Raw genomic sequence first — 5,756 nt, 5'->3', positions numbered from 1 at the left:
CCATCCGTTACATCGCCTCGCCCGACGCCGGCTACCTGACAGGGCAGATCATCGGTCTCAACGGCGGTGCCGTACTCGGCCGTTGACGATTGCACCGCCGGAATCTGCCGCTGTCCGTGCACGCTGGCCGCCAACGAGCACGTCACGGGCCGTAGCCGGGGTCGCCGGCGCTCAACGTCCGACTTTGCCGATGAGCGCGCACGGGAGCGAGCCGCTGCCGTTCACCTCAACGCGCCGGACCCGCGATCAGCCCCGGGCCCAACGTCACTGCCGTCTCAGCGCCGGGGATGCAGCAGCGACGTTGGGCCGGCAGAGCGCAGCCCACCGTCACTGCTGCTCCGGACACGGGAGACAACGCTTGAACCGTCTGGTGGCCCAGTGACCGCCTCAAAAATCCGGCGCCATGGCCGACCGACAAGCTGGGCGCACTGCGTCTCGGTCGCCGGTTGGTCACCGAGGTTGCCTGCCGCCGCCCGACCGGGGCAGGCGAGCTTTCGTAGGTATTCGACCCGTCGCCAGCACCGACGACCGGAACGCCAGCCACGAAGGTTGGAGCCGAGCTGATCGTGTCTCACCCTCCAGTTGGAGCACTGGGACTACGACATCGGCGCGATCCTCATGAAAGCCACCACTGCCGTCGGCGAGAGCACGCTCCACCGCCGAGCTTGGGACCTTAGGCCCGAGCAATTGCTTCATCCGTGGCAAACCGCCGACCCGCAGTAGCCATGGCGGCGGGCCGGCCCGGTGGGGTTTGCGGTCGCCGCATAGGCATCCAGACAAGGTTGACTACCTGATGTTGCCGTTCCAGCTGTTCACCCGGCACGGGCACTTAGCATTGGGTCTCGCTGCGCCGCAGCCCGTTGGCGTACGCGGTCTTGAACAGCGTCGCGTCTCGCAACGAAGGCAGCACAGTCCTTTCTCCCGAGGCCGCAGCTTACCCACAGCGCATGTGCGGCAGCGCTGTAGCACTGGGCCGCGACCGTCGCGCATAGCAGCTGCCACGGCAACCGTGCCGCACCGGGTTGGCCCCGGTGGTGCCCCCAACACCAGCGTTATGAGGTCGATAAGCCCGTTGCCGCGCCGAGCTACCCTCGCGGGCCGCAACGGGGGAGATCTTGAATGAGGCTGAATCGGCGTGCCGCCATGCGTGCGGCGCTTCTTACGGCGGGTGGTGCCGCCTGTGGCGCGGTGGGAGTGAGCGAGGTGCCACGGATGTTCGGCTGGGACCGGCCGCCGCTGGGCGGAGGGTACGCGGCTGCGGCCGACGCGCCCGAGGCCCTGCGCACTGCGAGCATCACCATCCGCCACTACGTGGAGACCACCGAACCCGTCGTGGCCTTCACCTTCGACGACGGGCCCGGCCCGCAGTGGACGCCGATGGTGCTCGACGCGCTGGACGAGGCGCGGATACCGGCCACGTTCTTCATGGTGGGACGCAACCTGCATGCCCACGCCGACCTCGTACGCCACAGGATGAGCCGCCACGAGATCGGCAATCACTCGTGGTCGCACGACGACCTCGCCACCCTCGATCGCGCCCACGTGGAGACAGAGCTGTCGCGTACCCACGAGGTGATCGAGCGAGTCCTCGGCCGGCCACCGACACTGCTGCGACCGCCGTACGGTCACCTCGGCGGGTCCACCGTGCTGGCCGCGAACGCCTTCGACTACGACATCGTGTTGTGGTCGCACCTGATGCGTGAGCGGTACTTCGCCAACAACCCGGAGGGGCAAGTGCGCGACATCGTCGACAACGTGCGGCCAGGGTCGATCATTCTGGCGCACGACATCGGCAAGTCACACCGGCTCGTCGCGCTACGCCGCCTTGGCGCCATGTTCACCGGCCTTAGGGCACGCGGCTTCCGGTTCGCCACCGTGTCACAGCTGGTCGGTCTCGAGAAAGCCACTGCACCAACACGGTCGACAGTCCTCACACACTGATCGCATAAAGCCAGGCCCGAAACCTCGAGAGCAACGCTCGAAACCAGTGGACGAGCGTCGGCAGGCGTACCCTCCTGACGAGTTCCCAGCCATACGAGTCGAGTGGAGCCTTGACGGGCATGCTTGGCCTCGGCGGTCCGCTGGCCGTCGGCCGAGGCGCGGGTGCGGACATTTGTGTCTGCGGCCGGGCGGCTGCCGCGGCGCACCGGCGTGGCCATGGCCTGGGCTACCGGTGGTGTGGCTACCCGGGCGACGGCGGCACCAACGCTCACGTCATCGTCGAGCGGCCGAGCCGCAGCCGACCGCAACCTCGGACAGCCCGGCGGCGCAGGTGCCATGTCCGGTCTCGGGGCACCTGCCCGAGGCGCTGCGCGAGCAGGCCGCGCGACCGCCGGTCGTTCCTCGCCGCGGCGCCGCACGCCCCGTCCGGCCGACGCCGGGGCCGCGCTCGCCGCACGGACCGCGTTGCGTTGGCCGGTGCCGGCATACGAGTTGTTGCAGTCCAGAGCCGTGTACGCCACCGGGTACACAGCGGCCCGCGACAATGGCAAGCTCAGCGGCGAGCCGGCGGCCGAGCCGATACCAGCACAGAGATCATCGACTACAGAAAGTGGCGTTGGTCGACCCGGCGGCGTCCGGATCTGCTTGATATGCGGCCGTTGTTCTCCGCTGTCACGCACACTGGCGATCTTTTGACCGCTCAGCCGCCACGTCACAAGATCGTGAGGCGACGAGCGCGACGCTTCATCCTCTTGGCGGGCCGCGGAGCTTCCGGTGAAGGCCATGCCTCTTATCGATCACCGATCATTAGCGTGTTGCCGTCTGAATCGGTCGCAGTGTGCCCAATTGAGCAATGTCGATCTGCTCGGCCATCCCCGCCTGCTAGGGTGCACGGAATTTATGAAGTGACGAGATTCGATGCCAGCTCCCTCTGGCCGAGATCATTGGAGAATGATTGTGCGGATTCTATCCAGACGTCTTTTTGCGGCCGTGGCAGGTGCGGTGATCGTTATAACGGCCCTCGTCGCGCCCGCATCGCCGGCATCGGCGGCCACGCCCACCTGCAACTCTTGGACCACGAAGTTCTCCAGCGACGGCTATCGGTTCGAAGTCCCGTCGCTCGGGCGCAACTCGAACGAGCACGTGTGTGTGCTCAAGTTGAACGACGGCTACAGCGGTGGCGGTGTGGGTTCGGCGGTCTTCGTTCTGCAGGGCAGTCTGAACAGTTGCCATCAGGGCGGGCTGGTCCAGGACGGTAAGTACGGGCCCCGTACGAGGGATGTCGTCGCCTGGGTAACGGCCGCCAAGGGCCTGTCGCAACCGCCCGAGGGCTTCGGTGCCTACGACCAGGTAGTTATGTTCTTCGTCGTCCGCTGGCTGGGCCAGCGCACAGTCGGCGGCGAGACCCGCACCGTCTGCCGGCATTTCGGCGTCATCTGAACCGGCGAATCCTGTGGGCAGGATAGCCGCGGCCGGCAGCGGCCATCACCGACCGCTCCGGCCATCCTGAGGCGGGCTTCGCCAGTGGCGAACCGATTTGCTCGCTCCAGTAGCGCTTGGCGTACCGATGCGCGGATCTGCCGCGATCCGCTTGCTACGCGTAGCGTCACGGCCGGGTCGATGCCGCCAGCGCACGGACATGCCGATGAGCGGACGTACGGAGGCAGGGGCTGTGAGCGGCCATGGAACATGATGACACCATGCACTGCTGGACCAACGGTGATCTCGCGACCGAGTTCGAGCGCCGCCTCGACGATCTAATTGCCGAGGCCAGCCCCGAGTGGCAACCCGAGGAACTACCTGAGCCGTACCGAAGTGATCAACGTTTTCGGGCGTACCACAGGGTTAGCGCGAAACGGACTTACCTCGGTGACATCCTCAAGGCTCGGCCCAGCCTCACAGCATTCCACGCCGGACGGGTCCTGCCACCGATCATCTGTGATGAAGACGTGGCCGCCAACGAGCAAACAATCCATCCGGTCATGCAAGCGGTGGGCCGGCGCACGGTCCAGCGTTATCTGATCTCGGCCGTGGAGAACGAGCCCGATCATAAGAAGGTCTGCGCCGTGCGTGCCTGGTACTGGTCCCAGGTCAGCTTGGTGTATGACTCTGTCGAAGCCCTCCACCAGCATCGGCCCACGCCGGCCAGTCAGGCGACCGACGACGAGGTGGTGGACCTGCGCAGTCACTACCGCAACGCGTGTCTCGCCGCCTTCGTGGCCTCCGACTACATACCCACCCAAGAGTGGCTGGCCCGCGGATTCCTGCTCGTCAAGGACTACTACCCACCTACTCTGCACCACCTCGTTGCTCGTGCCCGGGCCATCGCCGAGGCGGAGCCCGATAGGTACAAGGACCTTCTCGCCAAGAACGCCGACGGAACGAACATGGCCCAGATCGGTTTCACCGACGACTGAAGGCATACGACAATCCACGCACTGATCTTGCCGCTGTCCGTGCGCGCTGGCCGCCAACGAGCATGTCACGGGCCGCGGCCGGGGTCGCGGGCGCTTGACATCCGACTTTGCCGAATTGAGTGCACTCGATCACCCCGACGATATTGTGGTGAACAATGCGCTCTTGACGAGGCCATCCGCCAGAACGCAGCTGCAAGTTACGGCAACGCCGGGCCGGCATCTTGCGTACGTTGCGTATGATATCCGCTACACACGCAACTCCAAAGCAGAGGAGCACCACCACAGGGTGTCCCGATAGCCGAGGGGAGATCGTCTTGAACCTTCCGTCGCTGAACCCTCAACCGTACTCGGAGTCTGAGCCCGTAAAACGCGCCACCGCAGTGGACCGAGCAGCAGAGATCCGCAGGGCCCGCGCTGAACTGAAGGATGCTCTCAAGTCGGGAAGGGTGACGCTTGCCTCGGTCCTTGAGGATGCCGAGACGACAGAGTTTATAGGCAAACTCAAGGTCTCGGCCGTTTTGCAGGCACTACCCGGTGTCCGTAAAATCAGAGCTACGCAAATAATGGAAAATCTGAAGATCGCTGACAGTCGTCGCTTGCGTGGATTGGGTGATCAGCAAAAGAAGGCAATATTGGCCGAGTTTGGCAGCGGCCGGTGGGCACAAAGCAAGATGATGAATCAACTGGGCGCCCTGTCAGTCGAGCCGGCTCGAGGACCCAGAAACCCAGGACAGACCTGAATCGACCGAGGCGTAGTGGCTCCCGCGATGCAGCCTCAGGCGAATCTTCCGGCTACACTCTCTCAGGCTTTGAGTCCCAAGATGACACGAGGCTGACCATCGCAGTCGCCGCCCCGACCGGGCAAGTGCAAAAAATTGTCGAACAATCCGAGCGATTTTCTTCGCCGACGACCGTGACGGATATCGGTGTGGATGTCTAGTGGCGGCGCCCAGCAGTGTCACCACGACAACAGCCCAGCCAACGCCCGGCATGAGGGCCGCCTTGGCGAGCGCGCGTCGGAACCGGGTGCCAACCTCCGTGGCCATGCATCCTCCGCATTTTTAGCTTGGTCGCTGAACCAAATACCGGAGACTCTTCCATTATCGATTACCGCCACGCCGCAACATCGACGGCGCTACGAAACAGGGGGCCTAACTAGGGATGCCGGGCATCCTGGCCAGGCCAGCCTTCGAAGACGTACGGCTGAGCTCGGCCCACATCACCGGCTGACGGCGGACGAGCAGGAGGAGACGCCGGCGAGGCCGGCCGATCCGGCCGATCCCGAGTGGAGACCGTCAGTGCTTGACGAACGGGGCATCTATTCGAGCAGGCTGTCAACGGGATCTTCCCCACAGTACGGCTAGTTGATCATCATCCTCATGATCACCTAGCGTCTCG

Annotated in this window: 3 protein-coding genes and 1 pseudogene; all 4 read left to right on the top strand. The window is 64.9% G+C overall.

Features of this window, described 5'->3' with window-relative positions; all coding sequences use genetic code 11:
• Positions 1-1,119: 1,119 nt before the first annotated feature.
• Positions 1,120-1,941, top strand: a complete 822-nt coding sequence (locus I4J89_RS48870; protein ID WP_196421070.1) for a polysaccharide deacetylase family protein — start codon at positions 1,120-1,122, stop codon at positions 1,939-1,941.
• Between the two features lie 951 nt (positions 1,942-2,892).
• Positions 2,893-3,381 carry a hypothetical protein gene (locus I4J89_RS48865; protein ID WP_196421069.1) on the top strand — a complete coding sequence of 163 codons (489 nt, stop codon included), beginning with the start codon at positions 2,893-2,895 and terminating at the stop codon, positions 3,379-3,381.
• 242 nt (positions 3,382-3,623) lie between these two features.
• Entirely contained in the window at positions 3,624-4,358 is a 735-nt protein-coding gene (locus tag I4J89_RS48860; RefSeq protein ID WP_196421068.1) for a hypothetical protein, read from the top strand.
• Between the two features lie 329 nt (positions 4,359-4,687).
• Positions 4,688-5,008 (top strand): annotated as a pseudogene (gene mihF / locus I4J89_RS48855) (integration host factor, actinobacterial type); the annotation flags it as partial.
• Positions 5,009-5,756: the final 748 nt, after the last annotated feature.

Source organism: Actinoplanes aureus (assembly GCF_015704865.1).
Taxonomy (GTDB): domain Bacteria; phylum Actinomycetota; class Actinomycetes; order Mycobacteriales; family Micromonosporaceae; genus Actinoplanes; species Actinoplanes aureus.
Note: the sequence above shows the minus strand (reverse complement) of the source record. Positions and strands in the feature narration are given on the sequence as shown.